The following is a 24,819-nucleotide window of genomic DNA, read 5'->3' as shown; positions in this document are numbered from 1 at the left end:
CCTTTAATATTTTAATTTTCATTGTATCTTTATCAAATAAGATTCCCTTTCGTTCAACATATCTGCTTAATTCTCCATTTTCAGATAATTGTTTTGGCGTACCTATGCTTACTTCCCTTTTTCTGTTCATTAGCCATACTGTATCTGCTATCTGTAGGGCAATTTCAAGATCATGTGTTGATAGAAAAATTGTTTTTCCTGAATCTCTACATAATTTTCTAAGCAATTGCATTATTTCTATTTTGCTAGGAAAGTCAAGGAATGCCGTCGGTTCATCAAGAAAGATTATAGGTGTCTGTTGAGACAATGCTTTTGCTATCATTACCTTTTGTCTCTCTCCGTCGCTCAAAGTCTGAATCATTCTGTCTTCCAGATGCTTAATACCTACAGTATTCATCGCGTCTTCAATTATCTTATTATCTTCTTCAGAAATAGAACCCCAGAAATCTGTATATGGGCTGCGCCCCATGCCTACAAGTTCTTTAGCTGTAATATTGGATAGATCCGGCTTCTCTGTTAAGACTACTCCTACCGTTTTAGCTAACTGTTTGTCTGTTATCTTATTAATTTCAATATCTTTTATAAAAATATCACCACTTATCTTTGGCTGAAAACCAGATAATGTTCTCAAGAGGGTTGATTTGCCTACACCATTGGCTCCAAGCAGACAAGTAAGCTCTCCACTATGAATTTTCGCATTTATATTATCTGCAACAATATTAATGCAGGTTTTGTCATTTTTATATCCAATACATAAATTTTTTAGTTCAATTGTAACCATGTCTTAAATATACCTTGTATTATATTAATATAATTGATACTTTATTGTTTGCAAAAATAATCATTTTATTCATGATTGGTATCAAAAATACACTTAATTATGTATAATTTTCTAAATTGGTGTTTTTGTGTTCTTTAAAAATATGTAAAATAAAGTGTAAAAAATACGCTATATAGCCTAAAATAGGGCTTTTTGCAAAAAAAAATAGTATTTTGCAAAAAAAGTATGTGTATTTGCAAAGAAAGTATTATATAAATTTGTGCAATTGACTTATCTTTGCATTCGAAATCTAAATAAATCTAATAATAAGAAAAGAATAGATAATTGACCTAATTAAAAATTATAGCATGATAAATAACACAGCATGACTTATTGAGACTAATTCCGTATTTTAAATTTAAAATACGAAAAAGAGCTGGCTATATGTCAGCTTCTCATCATTTAAATCAAAATGTTTAAACATTAACCTAAAAAAATACTAAAGTATGAACTTAAATTTAAGAAAAACAGTGCTAATGATGGGTGCTTGTTCTGCTCTGGGTTTGACTTACCCTTCACAGACGTTCGCTGTTTCATCTAATGTCTCTGAAGCAGCAGTTCAGCAGTCCAAAAAGGTACAAGGTGCGGTTGTTGACGCATCCGGACCTGTTATCGGTGCCAGTATTATGGAAAAAGGAACAAGTAACGGTACGGTTACAGATCTTGATGGAAATTTCTCTCTTAATGTAAAACCTGGTGCAACTCTCGTTGTATCTTATGTTGGTTACAAAACGCAGCAGGTAGTTGTAGGCAATAATTCTACAATAAAAATTCTGATGAAAGAGGATAGTAAGTCTCTTGATGAAGTTGTTGTTGTTGGTTATGGTGTCCAGAAAAAAAAGCTTGTTACTGGTGCTACTGTTGAAGTAAAAGGTGAGGATATACAGAAACTAAACACGACTCAGGTACTTGGAGCTTTGCAAAGTCAATCTCCTGGCGTTAATATTCAAGCAATATCAGGACAGCCTGGTGATGGATATAAAATTAGTATTCGTGGTGCAGGTACTAATGGTGCAACAGCTCCTATTTATGTAATTGATGGAGTTTCTGGAGGTGATATCAATTCGCTAAATCCTGCGGATATTGAACGTATTGATGTGTTGAAGGATGCAGCTTCTTGTGCAATATACGGTTCAGCTGCCGCTAATGGTGTGATCCTTATTACAACTAAGCAAGGAAAAGTTGGAAAAACGCAGGTCTCATATGATGCAAATATAGGTTGGCAGAATGTCTATAAAAAGCCGCAAATGCTTACAGCAAAGCAATATATGGACATTCAAGATCAAGTGTCTTTCAATGCCGGTGGTAGTGTTTATGATTGGTCTAAGTTTATGAGTGCTGATTTATTGTCGGCATATAAAAATGGAACAAATTCTGGTACAGATTGGGTTGACGCAATCCGAAATAAAAATGCCATAGTTACAGACCATGCAATAAATATAACAGGAGGTAATGAATTTTCAAAGTTTTCTACAGGTATTGGTTATCAATATCAAGATGGTGTCTTTGGAGGTCCTGTTAAATCCGATTTCCGTCGTTTAACATTCAGATTGAATTCAGATCATGTTATTTATCGTGTAGGAAATCTTGATATAATTAAGTTTGGCGAGAATATTTATTACCAGCATAAGCAAAATCAGGGAATCCAAATAGGAAACCAGTATTCTAATAATCTTTCTAATATGCTCCGTGCAAATCCTTGTATTCCAGAATATAATAGTAATGGAGACTATTTTGGATATAATGATCTGTCGTCTTCTGGTTGGTTTGGATTTAACTCATATTCTAGTAATCCTATAGCAAATATGATTTATAACCAGGCAGGGAATAACAAAAGCAAAAACTTTAATTTAAGTGCTATCGGTTATATGGAAATACAACCAATTAAGAATCTTGTTTATAGAGGACAGATTGGTTATAAACAATATTCAAGTTCTTATCGTTGTTATTTACCTGTTTATAAATTGAATGATCAAGGAGATAGTAATGCAACAGATAAAACAATAGATAATGTATCTTTGGGATGGAGCTGGAATCTTACAAATACAATAAATTATAAATTTGCAGTTTCCAGTCATCACTTTGATTTATTAGCTGGTACAGAGTACTCAAAGTCAAGGCCAGATTATGGTGAATCTGTAAACGCTACAGGATATAATAGTACATTTAGTGATTTTGAACATGCATATTTGCATAATACACAAAGAACAGCATCAGCTTTGGTTGATGGTTATCCTGCCGATTTTGGAAGCAAAATGTCTTACTTTGGACGTTTAAATTACGATTATAACGAGACATACATGCTTACTGCAATAATACGTGCAGATGGTTCATCTAAATTTGCGAGTGGTCACCAATGGGGCTATTTCCCATCTGTTTCAGCAGGATGGGTTGTCTCAAATGAAAAATTCTTGAAAGGTACTTCAAACTGGTTGTCTTTTTTGAAAATTCGTGCTGGTTGGGGACAAAATGGTAATGATAATATTCCTAATTCACAGTGGAGAGCTGGTTATGACTTTGGCGATTTTGGTTTATATTCTTTCAATAATCAGAAAGATGCTGGTACAACTGGAGGCTATCCCAATCGTTTGCCTAATCCTGATCTTAAATGGGAGACTTCAGAACAACTTGACTTTGGTTTTGATTCCAGATTTCTTGATGGTAGGCTTGGCTTGACATTTGATTGGTATAATAAAAAGACAAAAGATTTGTTGATCTCAGCTCAAGCAAATGCAATAACAGGCTTTGGTTCAGCGTATAGAAATGCCGGAACAGTAAAAAATACGGGTATAGAACTTGCGCTTAATTGGAATGATAAAATAGGTAAAGACTTCACTTATGGAGTTAATTGGAATATGGCCTATAATAAGAATAAGGTTACTCAAGTAGATGCAGGTTCTGATTATATAGAAGGAGGAAATGATTTACTCGCCCAAGGTGTAGGATTTCTTTCACGTATGTGGGAAGGACATCCAATTGGATGTTTCTATGGTTATAAGACAGAAGGAGTTATGCAGAACCTTGCTGATGTACAGGCTTATCTAGATAAAAATTGTGGAGGGAAAGCATCAAATTCCTTACAGGGACAATCAATTAAGCCTGGTGATCTTAAATTCGTAGATACTAATGGTGATGGTGTTATTGATTCAAAAGATAAAACAGATATAGGTAATCCTCATCCAAAGGTTACAATGGGATTCTCTCTTAATGCAGCATATAAAGGTTTTGATATTTCAGTTACAACATATGGAGCTTTTGGACAAAAAGTAGCTCGTTCATGGCGTAAGTTTACTGATGGTCAGTATGAAAACTATACTACAGAAGTTTATGACTATTGGCATGGAGAAGGTACATCTGATAAGTATCCATTGCTCGCTCCTGGTAATAGAGGCGCAAACTGGCAGAATATATCTGATATTTATATAGAGAATGCAAGCTATTTCCGTCTTCAGAATTTAACAGTAGGATATGATTTTAAAAAGATATGGAAAGAATGTCCATTTGAGCAATTGCGTATATATTTTGCTGCACAAAATCTATTTACTATTACAGGTTATAAAGGTATGGATCCTGAGAACGGAATGGCTCTTAACAGCAATGAACCATGGGTTACTGGTGTAGATGTTGGTAACTATCCACAACCTCGTACTTATATGTTCGGTGTTAATGTTAAATTCTAAAAAAAGAACACAATGAAAAAGAGAATATATTTAATAGGTGCAGCTTTAGCTGTAATAACCGGATTCGTTTCGTGTGATTTGGATTCTCTAAGTTTGACGGAGAAGGATACCACGAATTTCCCTGTGAATTCTAATGATGCAAATCAAGCGCTTGCCGCAATATATGAAAATTTGAATGCAGTAAGTGCTTCTCCTCAAGAATCATTTTATTATTTATCTATGTTAGCAAGTGATGATAACTTAGGTGGAGGCGGTGCAAATGATAAGTTGATGCAGGCAATGGACCTTATGTGCAATTACCAGGCAAATATGACTCAAGATTTCTGGAAAGCACGTTATCAAGGAATCAACCGTGCTAATACTTTAATTGAAGCTCTTGGTAATGTCAATATGGACCCTACAATTAAGGCTCAAACTTTAGGAGAGGCTAAATTTATGAGAGCTTTTTATTATTATGAATTGGCATCTATGTATGGACGCGTTCCTTTGGTAACAACTCCTGTAGCTCCAAGTGATCCAACTCCTCCAACAGCAGCGGTTATTTGGGGACAGATTTTACAAGATCTGTATGATGCTTCTACAACAATGCCAGCTGTAAGACATAGCGATGGCCATGTTGATAAATATTGTGCAGAAGCTATGTTATGTCGCGCATGGTTGTTCTATACAGGATTCTATTGCAATGGAGAAGAACTTTCGGGTTTGACGAGCACAACTTATACTCCACTGACTTCTGTTACTTTACCTAATGGGACAACTCTTAAAAAAGAAGATGTTATAAAATGCATAGATGATTGTGTTAATAGTTCAGGTTATAGCCTAGTTCCTGATTATCGAAATCTATGGGCGTATACAAATAAATGTACTGTCGAAGATTATCCTTATACAAAGGGTCAAGGCTTAAAATGGGTCGAAAATGATAATGCGGTTAATCCAGAGTCTATGTTCGCTATAAAGTTTAATAAACTAGCCTCTTGGAGTACAACTATTGGGTACGGAAATGGTTATGCGTTACATTTTGGAGTTCGTGGTGGTCAGGATTATGCAAATACTTTCCCTTTTGGCCAAGGATGGGGAGCCGGACCGGTAGCACCAAACTTGGTTAATGACTGGCATTCAGCAGATCCTAATGGAAAGGATATACGTCTTAAAGCATCAATAGAGAAAACGAGCGATATGCCAGCATATAAAAAAGGTGCAGCTAGTTGGGCTGATTTTGTTCAAGAAACAGATTATTTTGAGAAAAAGCAAAGTCCAATTTCTTGCAAGAATCCTGGTGGCTTGAAGGGCTATGATCTTGACAAGAATCCATATCTTCCTGTATTTGAACTTTCAATGTATGGCGTAGATAACTGGATTAATAATAATCCTATGCAGACAGGCAATATACATGATCTTGTACTTCTTAGGTTCGCTGATGCTTTGCTAATGCAATCTGAGTTGGAAGAAAATGTTAGCGGTATTAATAAAGTTAGAGCACGAGCAGGATTAGATCCTATTTCATCCTATTCGTTATCAGCTTTGCAAAATGAGCGTAGGTGGGAACTTGCTTTTGAAGGAACTCGTTGGAATGATATTCGTAGATGGCATATAGCAGCAGCAGCTCTAGAAAAGCAAACCAACCAACCGATTTATTTTGGTGGAGCAGATGATAAAAATACTCCTCATAATGGTGGATATGCTGCTAGGTATAATGCTACAGCCGGATTCCAAAAAATTCCAGAGAATCAAATTTCATTAAGCAACGGAACGCTTTCTCAGAATGCAGGTTTTTCAGATGCTAGCAGTGAATATAATGGTTGGAAATAAATTGTCCAAAAGGTTTAATATTAAAAGACTATTAAGTATGAAAAAAATAATATTTGCGACTCCATTATTGGCATTGCTTTTTGTAGCATGTGATCCAATAAGTGACAATAATGGACCCGGTTCCAATGTTACTGCAGATGAACTTACAAGTGAATTGCAATTGAAACCAAAGAGTGCGGGAAATAATAATATAACTTTTGTAACGAGTCCTGCTCGTTATATAAAAGTATTTGATTCAAATACCCAAAAGCTCCTAAACGAAGGTACAGCACCTGTCGTACAAGTTGTTCCACCTAATACTGCCCCAAGTTTTTATGTTGAGGCAATTAATCCTGATGGTACAGTTGTTAAATCGTCATCAAAATCAATAACAGTTACAAATTATACAGATCTTCCAAGTATTTATTATAAATTATTTGGAGATGATTTGGGTACAACTAAATGGTCTTGGGACACTACAGCCTCTGATGGCGTTTGGGGAAATGGTGGATACCTTGAAAATACAGGTCCTGGTTGGTGGGTCGTTAAAGCATCTGGAATAGATGAACAGGCGACAGGTATAAATCTTCCTCAGGATGGCTCTAATGGATGGTTTACGCTGAGTTTGGCTGGCGTAACTACCAGTCGTGGAGAAAACGGTTCTGTAGTTGCAACTGAAAATGTAGTAAAGGCTGGTTGGGATATAGGAACCTTGACTTTCTCTGGCACAATTCCATTATTAGGTGTACAGCATAATAAAGGGAATGCACGCCAATATGTTTATCAGATATTAAAGGCAGATGGTAATTCTTTACGTCTTTGTGCTCCTGAACCAGGAGCTGGCGATTGGGGAACTGCATGGTTCTGGAATTTTAAGAAGCAATAATCTTTAGATTACTTTTGATATATCGCCTCGTTTGCTTATCTTTGCAGACGAGGCGATTTAATAACAATACTTAATGAAAACATTTATTAGCAAATATTGGGAATTTATATTGTCAGTCTTTTTTGGAGTGGCTGTATTTATATTTTGGGACGTTTTATATCCTTGTTACCTTTCATATCAAGAACAATTTCAATTATTCTTATTTGATGGTAACTATTTTATGGAACGTATTATCGTGCCTGGAGGATTGGCAGATTATATTGCAGAATTCCTTACACAATTCTATTATATAACGTGTATTGGTGCTTGTATCCTTGCCATCATATTGGTCTTTATACAACGGATGTCATGGGTAATAGCAAAACATGAAGGTGCTGTTGATGAATATTATGTTGCGAGTTTTATCCCTGCTTTATTCCTTTGGGTATATATGGGCGATGAGAATGTATTGCTTTCATTTGCATTAGCATGTTTAGTATCCCTTATTATTTGTTGGGGATATATAAAGTTAGAGGATCATAAAATATATGGTTTGATTTATTTGCTATTAATTATTCCATCTTTTTATTGGCTGTTTGGCTCTACTGTCTTAATCTTTGTCGTTTTTGCAATTATTAATATTATAAAAAGTGAAAGATTAAAAATTAGTGCCGTTGGATATTCATTTTGTACAGTGGTTTATACGTTGGCTTGGATGTTATTCGTATCCACTTTAATACAGTATCCTATGTTCCGTATTTTTGGTGGTATCAATTATTATAGATTTCCGGTGACAATTCCTGATATGCAGATTGTGACAATGATTGTTTTGATTATTTTTCCTTTACTTGTGAGCTTATTGCCACATTCAGAAAGACACAAAACATTGAGGGTAACCGTGTGCATTACTGTAACAGTATTATTGGGCTTCTTCGGTTTACGAATAGGATTCAATCCATTAAAGTATGAACTTATTGATTATGACTATCTTGTTCGTTATGAACAGTGGGACAAGATAATAAGTAAGGCTGAGAGGCATCAGCCAAGTACCCCTATGGGGGTGGCAAGCGTGAACCTTGCACTTGCTGAAAAAGACGTAATAGGGGATAGAATGTTTGATTTCTATCAGAATGGCGCAGAGGGTTTACTGCCTTCATTTCAGAGAGACTTTACTTCTCCTCTTTGTACAAGTGAGGCTTTCTATCGTTTGGGTATGATAAACACTGCTCAACGGTTTATGTTTGAGGCACAAGAGGCTATACCGAATTTCCGCAAGAGTGGAAGATGTACAAAACGATTAGCTGAAACCAATCTGATCAATGGCCAGTATGCTGTGGCTGCAAAATATCTGCGTATATTACAGAAGTCTCTTTTCTACAAAGGTTGGGCAAATAATATGATGACTTATCTATATAATGAAAAGAAAATCAACTCAGATCCAGTATATGGTAAGTTGCGTAGATATAGATATACAAAAGACTTTTTGTATAGTGATACTGAAATGGACCAGATGCTAGGATTACTTTTTGCGCGGAATCTTAAGAATAAAATGGCTTTCGAGTATTTGATGGGTTGTGAACTATTGAACCGCGATCTTCAGAAATTCCTTCAGTTTTATCCTTTAGGTAAATATACAGATTTCGACCATATTCCACGCAGTTATCAGGAGGCATTGGTATATATATGGACACAAAGTCATAAGGATTTTAATGGAATACCTTGGGGAATTTCAAATGAAGTTGCCAATGATGTTACTGATTTTGCGCGTGCATATATTAGTAATCCGAATGATCCTTCTTTGATCCAAGGACATTTTGGTCAGACTTATTGGAGTTATTATTTACTGAAAAAGAAAAAGTGATTATGAATAAAATATATATTGCGTTTATCTCATATGTGGTATTGATAGTTTCTTGTACATCAGTACCTGAGAATGCAAAAAAAGTTGGTTCGTTGCCAAAGATATATCCTGACTATGCAGGAGTTACTATACCTGTGGATATAGCACCTTTGAATTTTAATTATGCGGATGGCCATATCGAATGTATGGATGTAGCAGTGAATGGTTCTAAAGTGGGAGAAATCCATTCTAACGGAGATTTTGCCAAATTCGATATAGATGAATGGCACCAGTTGACAGAACAGAATAAAGGCGGCAAGCTCACTTTTACTGTTTGTGTGGAAAAAAACGGTAAGTGGATTCAGTATAAAGATTTTACAATGTCAATAAGTCCTTATACTATTAATGAGTACGGACTGACATACCGTAAGATAGCTCCTGGGTATGAGGTGTATAGCAAGATGGGCATATATCAGCGTAATTTGTCCAACTATGATGAATCTGCAATATTGGAGAATACAGCAGTACCTGGCGCTTGTCTCAACTGTCACACATCCAATCGCACAGACCCGAAGGAATTCACAGTTCATGTACGTGGAGCTAATGGTGCTACTCTTGTGCAGGTGAACGGTAAGCGCACATGGCTGAATACAAAGATAGATACGGTACGCGGATTGGGCTCCTGTGTATATCCTTATTGGCATCCATCCGGCAAATATTGCGCATATTCAACCAATAAGACTCATCAGTCTTTCCATTGCGTTAAGAATGAGCGCATAGAGGTCTTCGATCAGGCTTCAGATCTTATGGTATATAAAGTGGCTACAAATGAGGTCTTGATATCTCCATTGTTGGCGACAAAAGACCATTTCGAAACTTATCCGGCATTTTCTCCAGATGGTCATACTCTTTATTTTTGTTCATCACAAGCTCAAATTATACCTGATAATTACAAGAAAATAAAGTATAATCTATGCAAAATAACTTTCGATCCTGAAAAAGGAACATTCGGAAATAGGGTTGATACTATTGTTAATGCTGCTGCGATGGGTAAAAGTATTGCTTTCCCTCGTCCTTCTTATGATGGTAAGTACATAATGTTTACTATGTCTGATTATGGCTGTTTCCCTATTTGGCATAGAGAAGCTGATCTTTGGATTCTTAATCTTAAGACTGGGAAAATAGGGCCAATAAGAGAGGTTAATAGTAATAATACGGAAAGCTTCCATAATTGGAATGTGAACTCTCATTGGTTTGTCTTTAGTAGTCGTAGGGGGGATGGACTGTATACACGACTTTATCTAGCAAGCATAGATGATAATGGTAACGTTACAAAGCCATTTTTACTGCCGCAGGAGAATCCATGGGAGTATTATGATGAATCTGTGTATTCATATAATATACCTGACTTTACTAAGACACCCGTAGATTTTGATGCAAGGAGTGCTAGCAATGAAATAATGTCTAATAAGAGAACTAAAATTAAAGTGAAGGATGTAAAATAAATATCCTTCATATAAAAAACTTTTTATTTTTTAGTTTCACCTCCCTGAACGTGAAATCATTATAATGATCTTATTATCAATGATATATATACGGGGAGGTGAAAATTTCACCTCCCCGGTGTTTTTCCATATATGTTAGCATCTCATGATCCCATTTTTACCTTTTTACTTTCATCATTATGGACTAAGAAAACTTTATTGGGAAAATAATGAGTTTGTACAAGGTTTTAATACAACAATTTTGTATCTTTGTACTTATAGAATGAAACTTGTACCTAAAGTTGAGAATAGACTAAAAAGCATAACTAGTAAAATTGGGAAATAATATACAAGAAACTTTCTTGCATTCACTAACCATATGGCTAGAAACATAAATCGTCAGACACGGACATAAAAAGTAAGAAAAATGAAAAAGGCATTAGTAGTAATTGACATTCAAAATGATATAACAAAGAATTATAAGGGAATAATTGACAATATAAATAGAGCCATAGATTGGGCAGTTGATAATGGTGTTTATGTTGTTTATATAAGACACGAAAATTTATCAGATGGTACAAGGACTTTTAAACATAATACACATGGAGCTGAATTAGTTCCGGATTTGAAAATAGTATCAAAAAATGTTTTCACAAAATACAAAGGAAACGCATTAAGTAGTGAGGAGTTCGCAGACTTTATTAATAAAAATGGAGTAGATGAATTCTACATAACAGGAGCTGATGCGATTGCTTGTGTCAAGTCAACTTGTTATAACTTGACTAAGGCAAATTATACAGTAAATGTCTTATCAGATTGCATTACGAGTTATGATAAAAAGAAAATAGACGAAATGATTCGTTATTATGAAAGTAAAGGCTGTAAAATAATTAGTTTGAATGAACTATCATGACAACAGAGACAGAAATAAAATATTTTGAAGATCGAGAAGATTGGAGAAAGTGGCTCGTCGCAAATTTTGAGGCCAAAGGTGGAATTTGGTTCGTATTTCCTAATAAATCATCAGGCAAAAAAGGTATTACATACAACGATGCTGTTGAAGAAGCCCTTTGTTTCGAATGGATTGACAGTACAGTTAGATCGCTTGATCAAGAACATAAAATTCAGCATTTCACGCCTAGAAATCCTAAAAGCGGATACTCCCAAGCCAATAAAGAAAGACTTAAATGGTTATTGGAAAATAAAATGATATACTCTAAATTTGAGGATAAAATACGAAAGATCTTGTCTGTTCCTTTTGTTTTTCCTAATGATATAATTGATAGATTGAAAGAAAATGAAATAGTCTGGGAAAACTATCAACACTTTTCAGATGGATATAAACGTATTCGAATTGCATATATTGAAGCAGCAAGGAAACGACCGGAAGAATTTGAAAAGAGGTTAAACAACTTTATCCATAAAGTAGAAGATAATAAAATGATAAAAGGATTTGGCGGAATTGAAAAATACTATTAATCACAATAAAATTCCGGCACCTAATAATTGTTATTATTGCAAGTGTGTTGCAATAGTTAATCACTAACAATGTTATAGCTATAAGAATACTTACTAATTTAATTTGAATTGGTCATCAATCTAACTTGGATTGGTAACCAATCTAACTTGAATTGGTCTTTAAGTCAAGTTGATTTAGCATGTGATATGTATGCTTTTATGGTATGATATATTGCCATTTTGCCTTGCAAACAATATATCACGATTATAGTTACAAGTAAAATAAGCAAGATGATATATTATCAGGTGTAATGAAATAAAAACGGGGAGGTGAAATTTTCACTTCCCCGGAGATAAAAGTCTTGTATTCAGATCGTTATGCTATTTTGTACCAGAGGGAGGTGAAATCATTATTTTTTTATAAATAGTAATGGGCTATTTAAATTTCTCTGATTTTTTATCCATTAACCTCTTTACATCCACAGCATTAAAAGGTATTTTACCTCTGCTGAGTTCTGGGATATTGAACGATTTTAGGTTGAGGTCGTAGAAACTAGGGTCGCTCTGTGGTAGAACGAATGGCTTATGCGCTTTTCCATTGCGGTCTATGTAGCAAAAGTATGGTTTGCCATATAGACCATCATCACGCTTGCTTGCAAATACGAACCAATGGCTGTTAGACGACCAACTGTGATATGTGTCAGAGCGGTTGGAATTGACGATAGCCAGAGTATCTATTTGCCTGGTCTTGAGATTCATCATCTGTAAGTCTGCCTCTCTGTGCCAGATAGGGAAAGTACCATAATCGGCTACTGTATAGAGTATGTATTTCCCGTCGGGAGATACTCTTGGATGGCATACAGAACGCTTACTGCTATTATATGGTGCTCCCTTTGAATTAGCATTAAATATAGTATCCACCTTTTGTCCTATTTTTCCATTGTTTTCATTAAAAGTAGTACGGCACAAACTATACTTCAGTTTTTTGATATCCTCAGGCAGTTTTACACTTTTAGCTGAACAAAAATAAATATATTTGCCATCTGGTGAGAAAGTTGGAAATGTTTCCAAAACAGTAGAGTCACATAGATTCTTTTGCGTGAATATAACGTTTTTATCTAAGTCGGCTATGTAAACATCTGATTTGCTGTCGAAGACTTCTAGTCTCTTGCTGCCTTGCGCATGGAAGGCTGGAATTATGATGTTGGTGGAAAAGACAATATAACGGCCTGTATGATTGAATCCGGCATAGACGCTAGAGGATATCATCCCGGCTTTCTTTAAATCAAGTTTGCGGAGTTCTCCATTGCGGTTTAATACTGCACCTCCATTTTTGCCTCTTACATACATCATAGAGAGATTAGGGTTCTGATTGCCAACGATATGGCAGTTCATACAACTGTTGTTGACCAGATTATGGTCACAAAGAGCGCTCTCGTCGAAGTTCTCCACGCAGCGTTGGTGTATTTGCAGGTTATTGAATATTTCGTAATCCGGTTCTATCAGTCTGTAAGTGAGATAAGAGTCTATGCTGTCTTTTACGATCTGCCATTTGAAGGATTTGTATTCTACCCATTTGTCTCCTTCCCGTGCAATTACATTTACGTCTACAGTCTTTCCGGAGTTTTCTTTGGTAAAACCTTTCCAGGAACTCATATCAAACGTTACCTTATTGTCATCACCGCTATATAGTTCTTTGCCGCCGGCAATCACCTTTACACCATTGGCATTGTTGCGTAAAAGAAAATTGAGAGGAGCAATATTTACAGGAATAGTTATATCCATATAGTCGGGATACATAGGCACCGGATTTTTAGACTCTATCAAAGGTAAATCTTTGCAGGATACAATTGTGCATATTGCAGCGAGAAAAAATAATATTTTTTTCATATCCGTTATTTATTAGGATTATTCTGGTTGTAGAAATCAACTGCCTGACGATACAGCTGAGGTTCGTTTTTTCGTTTCTGCAACGCGTAATATTTGTTGTAGTCATCCATAAATACTCCTATTTGATGTGCCATCAAGTCACTACACAGCAGATAGTCTAGAGCCACGGCGTTTTTGGAGTTAGACTGGAGTAGTTCTAAGAGCACCTCACGGCAGTTGTCTGTCAGTCTTAGCGTATCAGTTTTGTTCACGAATTGCCGTTTTTTTGCTATCTCCATTTTTACCTCAGCTGTTTGCATTCCAGGTGTATGCTTTTCCGCCCACTTTTTGTATACAATAGTATTGTCTAGTATGCGCAGATACTTCATTGCGGCAGGTATATCATTGTTTACAAGATTAGCTTCAGCAAGTCTTTTTATCATCCTTACATTACGATTATTTGCAGAAAAAACATTTGCCATCATTGCAGCACGTTCTGTTAGGGTCATATCTCCGAGCGTATAGTAAAGCTCATTCATCATTTTGATAATTATTAGAGGTGTGTTTGGACCAATATGATAGAATGTACCTAGATTAGTCGGATTAGCAAGGTCAAAACTATTAGCTAACAATCCTTGGTGGGCTAAGGTTAGATTATAGAAAAAGCTAATTTGTTCGGGTATAGAATCCATTCTGCTACATGCTATCAACACCTTGTTATAATGGCCGAAATAATATTCATTGTCAATCATAAGATAACGTTCTAAATCCATCTCAGGCTTTTTAAGTTTTCCAAGTCCGGGATAGGTTAAGTTATTATTATCATTTAGCAAGTATAGATTTTGAGTGAAATGTATACAAATCGTAAATATCGGAATATAACAGAATCTCATAATTGCAATTTTTATGTTAGTGTGCTTCCATCCACTAATAATTGCAAGAATAATGAAAATAATCCATCCATATCCGAACATCCAATACGATATTGCAGAAGAAACTATTATTACTATCTCATTTAGAAACTTCCATTTATTTATTCTTGGTATGAAGCTAACTAAGTAAAATATTGTAGCTCCACCTATTATCGCGATTGTTGAAGCTAGACGAAATTCAGCTTTGAAATGGCATATGATTTCCAGAATCATAGCTATAATTGCTATGATAAATGATATATTAGTGCTTAATCCTGCTTTTTGAAGGGATCTTCTTATTACATCTCCCATCGTAAGTAGAACTATTGTAAGTATTAAGGCTCCAGCGTATAAGTAATAATAAAATTGGGTTAGAAAATCACCTATAAGGCAGGCTGCCCAGGCTGGCTTTGAAAAATATTCTGCTACATAGTTCCATGACATCAAGAATATCTGATTCTGTTCTTTATAAAAGAAATGGTATGAATAGTAGTTTTGAAAAAACACATAGCAAACGATAGCTAATATTACTATAATTATGTAATATGGATTTATTATTTTAGAATTTAATTTAAGATGTTTCATTTCTTGCCTGTCATACTGGATATAAATTTACTAATTGTGGATTTCTTGTCAGAATGTATAATTCTTAAAGTAATAGAATCTGCATATTCTTTTGCAGAATTTGCCTTATTTATTGCATTTTCAAGATCTGTCCCCTTTTTGCCCTTTGTTTTAGCTTTTTGCATTTTCGCAAAATAGAGATTACTATTCATGATGGCATCTTTCCATTGTTGCATTAATTTATTTTGAGGAGTCCCACTTCCAATACTATTTGTGTCTAATTTTACTGTTATAATGCCTTTTTCTGTAATAACAAGTAATTCTTGTAATTTAAGCCTTAGTATGGGCCTTAACCTTATAATGCTTACTCTTTCTGTATCTCCTTCGAATGTAAATTTGCCATTCGATATTATTGTTGAATCAACATTTGATGGATTATCGTTAATGGCAGGTACTAGGTATACCTTCTCTCCATCATACTTATTTGATGGAACTGTACCGTTGATTATAAACTTATTTGTATTGTTGTTTGCACAGGATATAATTAGTATCAAAGCAAAGAATAAAAATGCCTTTTTCATTTTGTATTTTCAGTTTAGATTATTGTTGCAAAGATAAAATAAATAGATAAAAAAACAAAGCAAATATGGCTCTTTTTATTAATTGAATTTATGCTCTGATACTATGTTTGCAAATTATGATATTATATTGTTTTTGATGCCACACATTCCATTTCAATAAGCCATTCAGGGCGACAGACATTTGCTTCGACTATTATATGTGGAATGTCTTTGTACACACCGTCCATAAATGTGGATACACATTCATAATCTGAAATGTCTCTAAGGTATATGATAAAGTAGTTAATATCTCTCATAGTCGCACCACCATCTTTAAGCAGAGCTCCTATATTCTCAAGTAACCTTCCTGTTTGTCTTATCACATCTCCTTTGTACATTACCATTCCATTCTTATCTATGCTAGCGGTCCCTGATATGAAAAATGTTTCAGTATTGTCAGTATGAATGCGTATACCCCTCTCAAAGGCAACTCCATATTCGTGAGTTGGATTAAGATGATCAAGTGCCTGAAGATATCTTTTATCCTTTTCTTCAATTCTGGGGTAGGTAAGAAAATCCATCGCAACTGCAGCGTCACGTATTTGTGAACGCCCACCTATCCCCGTACTTGCTATATAATGAGTATCAGAGGTCAGACCGTATTTAGCAAACACATCGTTACGGGCATTTACCACATCAGCATAATTGTTGTCAATGTCATTTACATATATCCAAGTACGTATACAGTTTTGGTTCATAGTCATACCAGAACCTTCAATGGATTTTAGATACTTATCGAATAGTAGACGCGTTTGTGTATAAGTGTCTATCCCTGTTGATTCTTCAGCTTTTAATCTGAAACTATTGAATATGAAAGGACACTTTGCTTCTGAGGTCTTGATGAGAATAGATATTTTAGATCTGTTCAATGGCGCTTGTTCCACTATAGTGTGTGGAACCTTTGAAATAATATCAATATATAGTTCTGATTCTATTAATTCCTGATATTGGTTTTGGGCATCACTTAGAAACACTTTACAATATTGGAGATTCCTGCCTTCTAGTTTTTCCATATCTACGAAATCTCCAACGGTCATATAAAGGCAAGCTAGCCTCTCTAAAAATAGCCCTTTATTGTTGGCTGATATAATCTTATATTTATCCATGGTAATTTATTTCTTGTCTGCAAATATACAATATTACTTTGGTATTTATGTAGAATATTATAAAGAAAAATCCTATTATACCTAGATTTGAGTATATATTTACATCGCTAATAAAACATATATGGACATCTCAAATAGATGAGACGCCCATATAATTCTTTCTTTTATTAGTTGTCTTTACAGACTTTCCAACATACGTTTAATAACTACTGATGCAGATATCTCACGATTGGCTGCTTCGGGAATAACAAGTGATTGCTTGCTCTCTATGACATCGTCTGTAACTATAAGCCCGCGACGTACAGGCAGGCAGTGCATGAAGTATGCATTATTTGTCCACTCCATGTGCTTCGTATCTATCGTCCAATTCATATCCTTGCAGATTATCTTGCCATATTCGGCAGGATTACTAAAACCAGGACAACTCCAATTCTTCGCATAGATAAAATCTGCGCCATCAAGAGCTTTCTTCTGGTCATATTCTATCTTTGCATTACCTGAAAATTTAGGATCCAATTCGTATCCTTCCGGATGAGTTATAACAAAATCAACATCTGCTGCATTCATCCATTGTGCAAATGAGTTAGGAACAGCTTGAGGCAGAGCACGACAATGAGGCGCCCAGCTCATTACAACTTTTGGACGTTTCTTATTTTTGTATTCTTCTATTGTTATAAGGTCAGCAAATGCTTGTAACGGGTGCACTGTTGCTGTCTCCATAGCGAATACAGGTTTGCCGCTATATTTGATAAATTGGTTTAATACAGTTTCTGCATAATCGTATTCTCGGTCTGATAAACCTGCGAATGATCGAACTCCGATTAGGTCGCAATAACAGCCCATAACAGGAATAGCTTCTAATAGGTGCTCAGATTTGTCTCCATCCATTATTACACCACGTTCAGTTTCCAACTTCCATGCACCGGCATTCACATCCAGTACAATAACATTCATTCCCAGGTTCATAGCAGCCTTCTGAGTGCTTAGACGGGTGCGTAGACTGTTATTAAAGAATATCATCATCAAAGTCTTGTTTTTGCCAAGGCTCTGATACTTGAAACGGTCATTCTTAATCTCTTTAGCTTCATCTAGAGCTTTGCTCAGATCGCCAATGTCTTGTACGTTTATAAATGTTTTCATGCTGTATTTAAATATTTATTTAAATGTCTAATTTCTTATTTGTCCGTGCCCTTCTATAAGCCATTTATATGTAGTTATTTCTTCGAGTGCCATAGGACCTCGAGGACCAAGTTTCTGAGTACTTATTCCTATTTCAGCACCGAGTCCAAATTGCCCGCCATCCGTAAAGCTTGTAGGAGCATTAACATATACACAGGCTGCATCTACTCTATTTTGAAATATCGTTGCGTTCTTTGCATCTTCTGTTATAATGCATTCACTGTGCCCTGAACCATATAGACGTATATGATTGAGAGCTGCATCAATAGAAAGAACTGTCTTTATTGCCATCTTATAGTCCATAAATTCTTTGCCATAAGTTTCAACATCAGCATGTTTAAGCAGTTCGTGTGGATAATTTCCTGTTAGTGCTTCATATGAGGCATCGTCAGCATACAATTCTACATTGCTTATGCTAAGTAATGCACATAACTCTGGTAATTCTTTAATTCTAGACTTGTGTATAATAAGACAGTCTAAAGCATTGCAGACACTAACTCTTCTGGTCTTTGCATTGTTTACTATCAGACGACCTATCTTCATGTCTCCGAATTCATCAAAATAAGTGTTTACGACACCTGCACCGGTCTCTATTACAGGCACTTTTGCCGTATCTCTTACAAACTTTATAAGTTTTTTCCCTCCTCTTGGTATGCAAAGATCTATATATCCAACAGCATTAAGCATTTCACTTGTCGCTTCATGTGTGGCTGGCAAAAGTTCTACAACAGATGTATTGATGTCATACTTTTTAAGTATTTCGTGTATAAGAGATACTTCTGCAAAATTTGAAGAATTAGCATCTTTGCCTCCTTTCAATATACATGCATTACCACTCTTGAAACATAAAGAGAATACATCGAATGTGACATTTGGACGGGCTTCATAAATCATACCGATTACCCCAAAAGGAACGCTTATACGTTTCATGTCAAGTCCATTTTCTAGAACTTTATGCTTAGTTACATGTCCAAGTGGAGATGCAAGAGTGCTTACGTGGCGCATATCATTTGCGATATCTTCTAAACGCTTTTCCGTAAGTTGAAGACGATCATAGAGAGGGTCGGATTTGTCCATCCTTTCTAAGTCTTCAGTGTTTGCTTTCAGGAGAGACTCTTTATTAGATAAAATTGCATCAGCTACGGCCTGCAATACAACATTCTTTTTATCATCATCAATAAGTGCAAGTTCGGTGCTTGCAAATTTTACTTTTTCAAATATGCTTTGTAGTTCCATAATTATTCCATATATAGATAATCATAGTGTACAAGTGGCTTCTGATCGTGTGCGCCTATAAGCTTTTTTGCTTCTGTACTATCATATCCTGAACGACCTACAGCTATACGTTTACCTTTGTCATCTACAATGCTTATTATATCACCTTCTTCGAAGTCTCCCTCAATAGAATCAACGCCGACAAATAGCAGACTTACAGCTCTATCTTTACTGCGTAAAACATTAGCAGCTTTTTTATTAATATGAATTATGCCCTTTGAGAAACTCTCACTGTGAGCTATCCATTTCTTTACATTTGAAGCAGCTTCAGGGTTCGGAATGAATTCTGTATGAAGTGTGCCAATAGGGTTCTTGACGAGGTCTATAAGTATATTGTCACGTTTGCCGTTGGCAATAATTACCTTAATACCTTCGTCAGCTACTTTTCGTGCTATATTACATTTAGTAATCATACCACCTCGACCGAATCCACTTTTCTCTTCTTGTATGTATTCGCTTAAATCCCTGTCATGTTCTACTTGTGAAATCACTCTCGAACTTGGATTCTTAGGCGAACCATTATATATGCCATCTATATTACTTAGTACGACTAGAACAATCGCATCCATCATAGATGCAATAAGACCTGACAATTCATCATTATCGGTGAACATTAGTTCTGTAACACTTACAGTATCATTCTCATTTACTATGGGTATAACATCATTATCAAGCATTACGTTCATGCAAGCCCTTTGGTTTAGATAATCACGACGAGTAGAAAAGCTCTCCTTCATCGTGAGAACTTGACCAACATGTATACCATGTTCACGAAAAAGGTCGTAATAAAGGTTGATAAGTTTAACCTGACCAATAGCCGAAAATAGTTGACGCTGTTCAACACTGTCAAGTTTATGGTTAACTTTCAGTTCACTGCGACCACTGGCAATCGACCCGCTAGAAACAAGAATAATCTCGTATCCATTGCGTTTCAACCATACTATCTGATCTACAAGGGCAGACATACGTGTAACGTCAAGTTTGCCGTCTTCACGTGTAAGTACATTGCTACCAACCTTTATTACAATCCGTCTCATTTTTTTATTTGTTATCTTTTTCTCTTATTTCTACACGACGAATCTTTCCACTTATAGTTTTTGGCAATTCGTCTACAAATTCTATTATTCTAGGGTATTTGTATGGAGCCGTAACATGCTTTACATGATTTTGTAGCTCTTTTACCAAGTCGTTTCCAGCTTTATCTTTGTAGTTCTTGCTCAATACTACAGTTGCTTTTACAACCATACCGCGTACTTCGTCAGGAACGCCTGTGATGGCACATTCTACTACAGCAGGGTGAGTCATTAGTGCACTTTCTACTTCGAACGGACCAATACGATAACCGCTACTCTTGATGACATCGTCTTTACGGCCTACAAACCAGTAGTATCCATCTTCATCTCTCCATGCTACATCGCCTGTATAGTATATCCCATCATGCCATGCCTCTTTTGTTAGAGATTCGTCTCTATAATATTCTTTAAATAGTCCTATTGGTTTTTTGTCACCTACACGGACAACAATCTCTCCTTTTTCACCGTCTTCGCAAGGTGTTCCGTCTGATTTAAGAAGATCGATATCATATTGCGGATTAGGCATACCCATACTTCCAGGTTTTGATTTCATCCACGGCATAGTGCCTAATGTCATAGTTGTTTCGGTCTGTCCAAATCCTTCTTTCAATTCGATACCTGTCAATTTATGAAATTCATCGAATACTGATGCATTGAGGGCCTCTCCCGCCGTACAACAATACTCAAGAGAAGACAAGTCATACTTCTTGAAATCCTCATGAATCATAAAGCGATATACAGTTGGTGGGGCACAGAATGATGTTATATGATATTGTTCTATTTTACGAAGAATCTTATCTGCTGTAAATTTCTCGTGATCAAAAACAAATACAACAGCACCAGCAAACCACTGTCCATATAATTTCCCCCATACGGCCTTTCCCCATCCTGTATCAGCTACAGTAAGATGGATACTGTTCTCATGCAGATTATGCCAGAATACACCTGTAGTTAGATGCCCCAATGCATAAAGAAAATCATGGGCGACCATCTTTGGTTCACCACTTGTTCCACTCGTGAAGTACATAAGCATAGTATCTTCATTGCTGTTCACGTGTTCTGGTCTAACAAACTTAGGAGCTTTGCTCCATTCTTTGTGCCAGTCATGAAACTCTTTAGGAACATTAGGTCCAACACTTATAAGAGTCTTTAGCGAAGGACTTTCTGCTTCAGATTTTCTTACTTGCTCTACTACATATTCATCGCCCACACATACGATTGCTTTTATACCGGCACGGTGGTTTCGATATATGATATCCTTGTCTGTTAGCATGTGAGTTGCAGGTATAGCAACAGCACCTAGTTTATGCAGAGCCAGTATTGATAACCAGAACTCGTATCTTCGCTTAAGAATCAGCATAACCATATCACCTCTGCCTATTCCTAAAGTTTGGAAATAAGATGCTGTCTGGTCAGTCTGCTCTTTTAGGTCTTTGAATGAGAAACGTATGCACTCTCCCTCATCATTGGTCCATAAAAGGGCCAGCTTATTAGGCTCTTCTTCAGCCCATACATCCATCACGTCATAAGCGAAATTGAAATTTTCGGGTATTATGAAGTGAAGGTTTTCTTTGTAATCCTCATTTGACGTAAAATGCGTCTGAGTTAAAAATCTTTCAATCATTATATTAATTATACATGTCTTTCTTATAAGATGACGGCAAGAAAACGCACGGCCTTGTCGTCAAGAGCCCTCATACAATGAGGTAAGGATGAATCAAAATAGATGCTGTCTCCTTGGTTTAGGATAAGCGTTTTATTCTTAATGGTTAGTTCCAGTCTTCCTTCTGTTACAAAATCAAACTCTTGGCCTTCGTGCGAATTTTGTTCGATAATAGATCCTTCAGGTTTTGGCTCTACAAGTACCATGAAAGGATCTGCATTCCTTCCACGAAATCCGCTTGCCAGACTTTGATATTTGTATGCTTGACGACGCTCTACACTCATTCCTTGGTCCTTACGTGTTAAAAAGTATGAGCTCATGCGTGGTTCTTCACCAAACATAAGTACGTCAAGAGCTATCCCATAACGCTTGGATATAGTTTGCAGTTTGCTTATAGAGATATCACCATCTCCATTTTCCATTTTTAAATATTCTTCTATACTAATATTACATAGCTGTGCTATTTCTTCAGCAGGAATATCTAGAACATCGCGAAGACCTTTAAGGCGCTCACCTATTTGCTTAATTGGTTCATCCATCGTTTTTTCTGTTTTAATTCGCACCAAAAATACAAATTATTTTTGAAATTTTTTATATTAAGAAGTTTTTTATTTTGTATATTCTAAATAAAATGAAAAATACTGCACACTGATTTTGCTAGTGTGCAGCATTATGTCAATAATTCAGAAATATTATTATTTTAATCCTGCTTTAAGTCCTTTTATGACTGCACTTGTAAAACCAGCATGTTCCATTTCGTTGAGGCCTTTGATAGTTACTCCACCGGGAGTAGTAACCTTATCAATTTCAGCCTCAGGATGGTTGCCGTTGGACTGCAATAATTCTACGGCACCCTTTACAGTTTGTAATACTATTTTCTCTGCATCCTTAGCTTTAAACCCAAGTTCTACACCACCTTCTACAGATGCTCGTATATATCTCATCGCATATGCTATACCACAAGATGCAAGAGTCGTTCCGGATGCTAATAAACGCTCTTCAGTAATTAATGAACCTCCCATCTCATCAAATATTTCGGAAATCAATTTTATATTTGTTTCGGATGCATTAACAGGTACAATGAAAGTCATCGAGTTCATTACTGCTATAGCAATATTTGGTATTACCAGAAAGAGTGGAGGCAAAGATCCATCATCTTTTTTCATCCAACTGTTGATTTGTTCGGATGAAACACCTGCTGCTATAACTATAAGAATCTGTCTTTTATAGTTCATAGAATCTTTTATACCGTTCAGCACATTTTCTACTAACCAGGGTTTAACGACAACAGCAACAATATCACCACTTTCCGCTGCAACTTTATTATCTGTAGTAATGCTGGCACCTGTTTCTGCAAATTTCTGAAGTGTATCCTGTGAAGGATCAGCTACTGTTATATCAGATGGCTTAAATGTTTCTACTTTGAGTAGACCTTGAGCTAAAGAACCACCCATGGCTCCTGCTCCGATAACAGATATTTTCATAATTTCTCTAATACATTTTTAAGTTTTACGATAAATTCGTCTACATTGTCTTTTGTAAAGCAGAGAGGGGGTAATAGACGCAAAATATTAGTTGACGCACAACCCGTGAAACAGTGCTGCTCATAAACCAGTTTTTCTCTTATTGGTTTGTGCATTATATCAAATTCTACTCCAATCATTAAACCTCTACCACGAACATTGATAATATGTTTTTCTATTTTCTGCAATTCTTTCAGCTGATTAATGAAATAATCGCCAACAATGTGCGCGTTATCTATAAGGTTCTCTTCTTCCATGACGTCTAATACTGCTATAGCAGCTGTACACGCCAGATGATTTCCTCCGAAAGTAGTACCAAGTTGACCGTAAACGGGCTTGAACTCAGGTGAGATTAGCACTCCACCCATAGGAAAACCATTGCCAATACCTTTTGCGACAGAGATAAGATCAGGTTTTATTCCAAGCCACTGATGAGCGAAAAACTTACCAGAACGTCCGTATCCACATTGTATTTCATCACATATCAGGTATGTTCCGTATTTTTTGCAAGCAGCTTGTAATCCCTTTGCGAATTCCTCAGTAATCAGATTGCAACCACCTACGCCCTGTATACATTCAATGATACAAGCGCAGACATCACCTTTTGAAAGTTCCTTTTCCCATGCTTCCAAATCATTTATTGGAAGATAGGTTGTGTGACCGTTATCATTGATAGGAGCTATAATCTTTGGATTGTTAGTAACCTCTACTGCAAGTGATGTACGTCCGTGAAAAGCTTTTTGTGCTGAAAGTACACGCTTACGCCCATTATTGAATGATGCAAGTTTTAGACAGTTCTCATTAGCTTCCGCACCACTGTTGATTAGAAAAAATTGATAATCATCGTAGCCGCTTATTTTTCCAAGTCGCCTTGCCAACTGTCTTTGTAGCATATTTATTACAGAGTTGGAATAAAATCCTAACTTGTTTAACTGTTGTGTCATCATATCCACGTAGTGAGGATGACAATGACCGATGCTTATAACCGCATGACCACCGTAAACGTCAAGGTATTCCTGACCTTTATCGTCCCATACATTACAGCCTTTGCCCTTTACAATATTAATATCGAAGAGCGGATATACATCGTATAATTTCATT

Annotated in this window: 18 protein-coding genes and 1 pseudogene; 7 read left to right on the top strand and 12 right to left on the bottom strand. The window is 36.0% G+C overall.

Going from position 1 to position 24,819, the window contains the following annotated elements:
- Nucleotides 1-7: 7 nt before the first annotated feature.
- Nucleotides 8-781: pseudogene (locus tag XYLOR_RS09535) on the bottom strand (ABC transporter ATP-binding protein); the annotation flags it as partial.
- Between the two features lie 485 nt (nucleotides 782-1,266).
- Here XYLOR_RS09535 and XYLOR_RS09530 point away from each other — a divergent pair.
- From XYLOR_RS09530 to XYLOR_RS09495, 7 genes are all read left to right on the top strand, one after another.
- Nucleotides 1,267-4,500: a SusC/RagA family TonB-linked outer membrane protein gene (locus tag XYLOR_RS09530; protein WP_036878856.1), complete on the top strand. Its 3,234-nt coding sequence runs from the start codon at nucleotides 1,267-1,269 to the stop codon at nucleotides 4,498-4,500.
- A 12-nt stretch (nucleotides 4,501-4,512) separates the two neighbouring features.
- Complete coding sequence (locus tag XYLOR_RS09525; protein ID WP_036878855.1) at nucleotides 4,513-6,309, top strand: RagB/SusD family nutrient uptake outer membrane protein; 1,797 nt, start codon at nucleotides 4,513-4,515, stop codon at nucleotides 6,307-6,309.
- Nucleotides 6,310-6,346: 37 nt separating this feature from the next.
- Nucleotides 6,347-7,174, top strand: coding sequence for a hypothetical protein (locus tag XYLOR_RS09520; RefSeq protein WP_036880992.1), 828 nt, complete (start codon nucleotides 6,347-6,349; stop codon nucleotides 7,172-7,174).
- A gap of 73 nt (nucleotides 7,175-7,247) precedes the next feature.
- Entirely contained in the window at nucleotides 7,248-9,014 is a 1,767-nt protein-coding gene (locus XYLOR_RS09515; protein WP_036878853.1) for a DUF6057 family protein, read from the top strand.
- Between the two features lie 2 nt (nucleotides 9,015-9,016).
- Entirely contained in the window at nucleotides 9,017-10,498 is a 1,482-nt protein-coding gene (locus XYLOR_RS09510; RefSeq protein ID WP_051508960.1) for a TolB family protein, read from the top strand.
- 406 nt (nucleotides 10,499-10,904) lie between these two features.
- Nucleotides 10,905-11,390 (top strand): cysteine hydrolase family protein, encoded by a 486-nt coding sequence (locus tag XYLOR_RS09500; RefSeq protein ID WP_036878848.1) that lies wholly within the window; start codon nucleotides 10,905-10,907, stop codon nucleotides 11,388-11,390.
- A complete protein-coding gene (locus tag XYLOR_RS09495; protein WP_036878846.1) occupies nucleotides 11,387-11,956 on the top strand; it encodes a YdeI/OmpD-associated family protein in 570 nt (189 codons plus the stop codon). The genes XYLOR_RS09500 and XYLOR_RS09495 overlap by 4 nt, the downstream gene beginning before the upstream one ends.
- Nucleotides 11,957-12,370: 414 nt before the next feature.
- On the opposite strand, the gene XYLOR_RS09490 is transcribed toward XYLOR_RS09495, so the two are convergent.
- From XYLOR_RS09490 to XYLOR_RS09440, 11 genes are all read right to left on the bottom strand, one after another.
- Nucleotides 12,371-13,825 (bottom strand): TolB family protein, encoded by a 1,455-nt coding sequence (locus tag XYLOR_RS09490; protein ID WP_036878845.1) that lies wholly within the window; start codon nucleotides 13,823-13,825, stop codon nucleotides 12,371-12,373.
- A 5-nt stretch (nucleotides 13,826-13,830) separates the two neighbouring features.
- Nucleotides 13,831-15,300: a DUF6057 family protein gene (locus XYLOR_RS09485; protein ID WP_036878843.1), complete on the bottom strand. Its 1,470-nt coding sequence runs from the start codon at nucleotides 15,298-15,300 to the stop codon at nucleotides 13,831-13,833.
- Complete coding sequence (locus XYLOR_RS09480; RefSeq protein ID WP_036878841.1) at nucleotides 15,297-15,860, bottom strand: DUF4369 domain-containing protein; 564 nt, start codon at nucleotides 15,858-15,860, stop codon at nucleotides 15,297-15,299. Before XYLOR_RS09480 ends, XYLOR_RS09485 begins: the two co-directional genes overlap by 4 nt.
- Nucleotides 15,861-15,982: 122 nt before the next feature.
- Complete coding sequence (locus XYLOR_RS09475; RefSeq protein WP_036878839.1) at nucleotides 15,983-17,005, bottom strand: Rid family hydrolase; 1,023 nt, start codon at nucleotides 17,003-17,005, stop codon at nucleotides 15,983-15,985.
- A gap of 177 nt (nucleotides 17,006-17,182) precedes the next feature.
- Nucleotides 17,183-18,145, bottom strand: a complete 963-nt coding sequence (locus XYLOR_RS09470) for a Rossmann-fold NAD(P)-binding domain-containing protein (RefSeq protein ID WP_036878837.1) — start codon at nucleotides 18,143-18,145, stop codon at nucleotides 17,183-17,185.
- A gap of 27 nt (nucleotides 18,146-18,172) precedes the next feature.
- The gene (locus XYLOR_RS09465; RefSeq protein ID WP_036878834.1) at nucleotides 18,173-19,420 is read right to left on the bottom strand and encodes a glutamate-5-semialdehyde dehydrogenase; all 1,248 of its coding nucleotides are present in this window, start codon (nucleotides 19,418-19,420) and stop codon (nucleotides 18,173-18,175) included.
- Between the two features lie 2 nt (nucleotides 19,421-19,422).
- Nucleotides 19,423-20,496, bottom strand: coding sequence for a glutamate 5-kinase (proB, locus tag XYLOR_RS09460; RefSeq protein ID WP_036878832.1), 1,074 nt, complete (start codon nucleotides 20,494-20,496; stop codon nucleotides 19,423-19,425).
- A gap of 4 nt (nucleotides 20,497-20,500) precedes the next feature.
- Complete coding sequence (locus tag XYLOR_RS09455) at nucleotides 20,501-22,156, bottom strand: AMP-binding protein (protein WP_036878829.1); 1,656 nt, start codon at nucleotides 22,154-22,156, stop codon at nucleotides 20,501-20,503.
- Between the two features lie 23 nt (nucleotides 22,157-22,179).
- Nucleotides 22,180-22,734, bottom strand: coding sequence for a helix-turn-helix domain-containing protein (locus XYLOR_RS09450; RefSeq protein ID WP_036878828.1), 555 nt, complete (start codon nucleotides 22,732-22,734; stop codon nucleotides 22,180-22,182).
- A gap of 156 nt (nucleotides 22,735-22,890) precedes the next feature.
- Nucleotides 22,891-23,679: a pyrroline-5-carboxylate reductase family protein gene (locus tag XYLOR_RS09445; RefSeq protein ID WP_036878825.1), complete on the bottom strand. Its 789-nt coding sequence runs from the start codon at nucleotides 23,677-23,679 to the stop codon at nucleotides 22,891-22,893.
- The gene (locus XYLOR_RS09440; RefSeq protein WP_036878823.1) at nucleotides 23,676-24,818 is read right to left on the bottom strand and encodes an aspartate aminotransferase family protein; all 1,143 of its coding nucleotides are present in this window, start codon (nucleotides 24,816-24,818) and stop codon (nucleotides 23,676-23,678) included. Before XYLOR_RS09440 ends, XYLOR_RS09445 begins: the two co-directional genes overlap by 4 nt.
- Nucleotide 24,819 lies beyond the last annotated feature (1 nt).

Origin of the sequence: Xylanibacter oryzae DSM 17970, from assembly GCF_000585355.1 — a bacterium.
In the GTDB taxonomy this organism is placed as follows: domain Bacteria; phylum Bacteroidota; class Bacteroidia; order Bacteroidales; family Bacteroidaceae; genus Prevotella; species Prevotella oryzae.
Note: the sequence above shows the minus strand (reverse complement) of the source record. Positions and strands in the feature narration are given on the sequence as shown.